Below are 3,554 nucleotides of genomic sequence, written 5' to 3' on the forward strand. Positions count from 1 at the left end.
GCGCATGGGGTCTTCGGCGGCCTGGTTCACCACGCCCGAGCAACTGCGGGCGCCGCCGCGCGTGCGCTAGGGGCCTGTTCACACGCTTCATGCCACAGAGGTCGCGATGCAAAAAGGCCAGGCCCGGGTCGCCCAGCGATGCGGGGGTGCGGCCCCGTGGGGCATTGGTAATGCGGAAAGCAGTCCTTTTGCACCGCAACCCGAAGGGCCGGCCTGCCGGGCCCTGCCGCTCGTCGTTGCGCCCATAAAGAAAGGCTCTGTCACCAAATCGTGTCGGTACGGATGCCTTTCACTCGAGAACTGCACACCGAATTGACATCGGAGAAAACCCAGCGCTGGCGCGGGTTTCCGGCTGGTTTGCGTAAATCACCAGTACAGGCCAGCGACAGAGCCTGAAGAAAACGCCGGTCGGGGCCTTGTCGATCGCCTGGATGGGCGTGGCCCGCTGGCCAGCTCCATGGCGGTAAGCGGATGAACAGGTCCTAGGCGCCGGTGGGGGCCGTAGCGCTGGCCGCAGGGTGCGGCGCGGGCAGGGGCGCCACCACCACGCGGTCGCGGCCCGCGGCCTTGGCGGCGTAGAGGGCCCGGTCGGCGCGCTCCAGCGTGGCTTCGAGGGGCTCGCCGGGGCAATGCTCTGGCCAGGCCGATCGACACGGTGAACGTGAGCGGCACCGGCGCATGTGGCACCGCCAGTACGGCCACCGCACAGCGCACGCGCTCCAGCAGGTCGGCCGCATGCTCGCACGGGGTTTCGCACAGCATCAGCACAAATTCCTCGCCGCCCCAGCGCGCCAGCACGTCGGTGCCGCGCACCGTGGCGCGCACGGTGGTGGTGAAGGCCTGCAGAGCGCGGTCGCCGGCGGCATGGCCGTGGGTGTCGTTGATGGCCTTGAAATGGTCAAGGTCGAGCAGGGCGAGCAGCAGGTTGCGGCCCGTGCGCTGGTTGCGGCGCTGTTCAAGCTGCATCAGATCGAGCATGGCCCGGCGGTTGAGCAGTCCGGTCAGTTCGTCGCGGGTGGCCAACATGCGAATGTCGGCCAGCGCCTGTGCCAGTTCGGCGCGCTGCTGGCGCAGGCGTGCGCGGATGTGCTGGATGCGCATGTTGAGTGCCATGCACCCGCCCAGCACGATGGCGACCATGAGCGCGTAGGCTGTGTCCAGTACGCCCGATTGCGCGTCGCCCAGCCACCCCACCAGGGCCACGGCCAGGGCGAAATTCGCCAGGGCATACAACCCGATGCCGATCACCTGGCGCACCGTGAGCCCGAAGGTGCCGAAGAACAGGATCATGGCCAGCACACTGGGCACGATGCCGCGCGCCTCGCCGGCCAGCACGTAGGCCACGGCGCCGCTGGTGATGGTCCAGGCCATCTGTGGGATGTCGAGCCCCGGGTCGTCGAGATGCAGGGTGCAGCGCAGCCGGATCAGCACCAGCATAAGCGCCAGCCCGGCGATGGAGACGGCGGCCCACCATTGCACCCAGCGCAGGGGCGCCACGCCCGCGTGGCCGACGAGCAGCATGACCATTGCGCTGCACACCATCAGCACCAGCGCCAGCAGCGACATGCCGGTGCGCTGGCGCAACTTGGGGTCGGTGGACAGAACGATGTCCACCGTACGTTGCCATCGCGGGCGGGAATGCAAGGGCCTTGTCTCCTGCGGGTGGACAGTTGCCTCCGAGCGGGGCCTGTTTTTTGCAGGGCATTCTACGGCCCGTGCCGGCCACGCAGGGCCTTGCGCCCCCTCTCAGGCAAGGGTCAGTGCCGCCAGTGCCGCCAGGGGCGCGGTTTCAGCGCGCAGCACGCGCGGGCCCAGCGTGACCGGCGCAAAACCCTGGGCCAGGGCCAGGTCTTCCTCGGCAGCGCTCAGGCCGCCTTCAGGGCCCGACAGGAACACCACCGCGCCCGTGCCGGCGGTGGCGTGCAGCGGCCCGGTGCCCGCACGCAGCGACAGCAGCAGGCGCATGCCCTGCGCGGGCATGGGAGCGTGCGCGCGCAGCCAGCCGGCCAGGTCCACGGCCTCGTGCACGACGGGCACGCGGTTGCGCCCGCACTGCTCACAGGCGGCCACGGCCACGGCCTGCCAGTGGGCGAGTTTCTTCTCGGCGCGTTCGCCCTTGAGCTTGAGCACGCTGCGCTCGGCCAGCAGCGGCGTGATGCTGGCCACGCCCAGCTCGGTGGCTTTTTCCACCAGCCAGTCCATGCGCTCGTTGGCGGTGATGCCGGCCAGCAGGTGCACGGCGCGCGGCGCCTCGCGCTCGATGGCGTGGTGGGTGCCCACCTGCACGCGCACATCGCTGCGGCCCATGCGCAGCACGGTGGCGTCAAATTCGCCGCCGGGGCTGCCCTCGTCCTGACCGCCATGGAACAGCGTGATGCCGTCGCCCGGCTGCAGGCGCAGCACCTGCACATGCCGCGCGGCGCCGGCGGGCAGGTCCAGCTCGGCGCCGGTGGCCAGGGAAACCGGGCAGTGGAAACGGGGCATGTGCTATATTATTTATAGCTTCTGGCGCAAATGCAATAAGCGCCAGAGGCTGATTTGATTCAATATTGAAAGAGGCGGCGCGGGCGCCGGCTACATCCGGCCGTAGGCAAACCCCGTGACGGGTTCGGTGCCCTCGATCTGGTCGAGCATCTTGAGCAGCGGCCCCAGCTGGCGGTAGCGGTTGGCGGTGGCGCGGATGTAGCCCATGAAGCGCGGCGCGTCGGCCAGGTATTTGGGCTTGCCGTCGCGCAGGGTCAGGCGCGCAAAGATGCCCGCCACCTTCAGATGGCGCTGCAGGCCCATCCATTCGACGGCACGGTAGAACTCGCCAAAGTCGTCGCCCCAGCCGCTGGCGCTGTGGGCGCCCAGCAGGCCGGCCTTGCGGGCTTTTTCCCAGTAACGCACGGTAATGTCGATGACGAATTCTTCTTCCCAACTGATGAAAGCGTCCCGCAGCAGGCTGGCAATGTCGTAGGTGATGGGGCCCTGGACGGCATCCTGGAAGTCGAGCACGCCCAGCGGGCCGCCCGCCGCGGTGGGCGCCATCAGGTTGCGGGTCATGAAATCACGGTGCACATAGACCTGCGGCGCGGCGAGGTTGTGCGCAACGATGGCATCGAAGGCGCTGGCGAGCGTGGCTTGCTGCTTGTCGTCCAGTGTGATGCCGCGGTGCTTTGCCAGGTACCAGTCGGGGAACAGGGCCAGCTCGCGGCGCAGCAGGGCTTCGTCGTAGGCAGGCAGCACGCCCGGTTGCGAGGCCTTCTGCCATTCCAGCAGCACATCGGTGGCCTGCAGGTACCAGCCCTGCGCCGCCTGGGGATTTTCGGGGGTGAGCTGCTCGATCAGCGTCGAGCCGCCCAGGTCGCTCAGCAGCATGAAGCCGCCGGGTTCGTCCCACGCCAGGATCTGCGGTACGTTCAGGCCGGCGGCGGCCATCAGGCCCTGCACGCGCACGAAGGGCTGGCAGTTTTCCTTGTCTGGAGGGGCATCCATCACGATGCAGCTGCCGCCCGCAGCGCTGTCAATGCGCAGGTAGCGCCGGAAGCTGGCGTCGGCCGACGCCGGGCGCA

At 68.7% G+C, this 3,554-nt stretch carries 3 protein-coding genes; all 3 read right to left on the reverse strand.

Annotation, left to right across the window (positions count from 1 at the left end; translation table 11 throughout):
- Window positions 1-366: 366 nt before the first annotated feature.
- Window positions 367-1,644 (reverse strand): GGDEF domain-containing protein, encoded by a 1,278-nt coding sequence (locus ACDELDRAFT_RS20270; RefSeq protein WP_005799939.1) that lies wholly within the window; start codon window positions 1,642-1,644, stop codon window positions 367-369.
- Window positions 1,645-1,746: 102 nt separating this feature from the next.
- The gene (locus ACDELDRAFT_RS20275) at window positions 1,747-2,484 is read right to left on the reverse strand and encodes a 16S rRNA (uracil(1498)-N(3))-methyltransferase (protein ID WP_005799940.1); all 738 of its coding nucleotides are present in this window, start codon (window positions 2,482-2,484) and stop codon (window positions 1,747-1,749) included.
- A gap of 90 nt (window positions 2,485-2,574) precedes the next feature.
- Window positions 2,575-3,554: aminoglycoside phosphotransferase family protein (locus ACDELDRAFT_RS20280; protein ID WP_005799941.1), on the reverse strand; the 980-nt coding region annotated here is incomplete at its 5' end.

Origin of the sequence: Acidovorax delafieldii 2AN, assembly GCF_000175235.1 — a bacterium.
Taxonomy (GTDB): Bacteria; Pseudomonadota; Gammaproteobacteria; order Burkholderiales; family Burkholderiaceae_C; genus Acidovorax; species Acidovorax delafieldii_B.

What these genes read in the sequence shown, in the direction of transcription:
- ACDELDRAFT_RS20275 (WP_005799940.1), bottom strand. Translation starts at nt 2,484, where the DNA reads ATGCCCCGTTTCCACTGCCCGGTTTCCCTGGCCACCGGCGCCGAGCTG.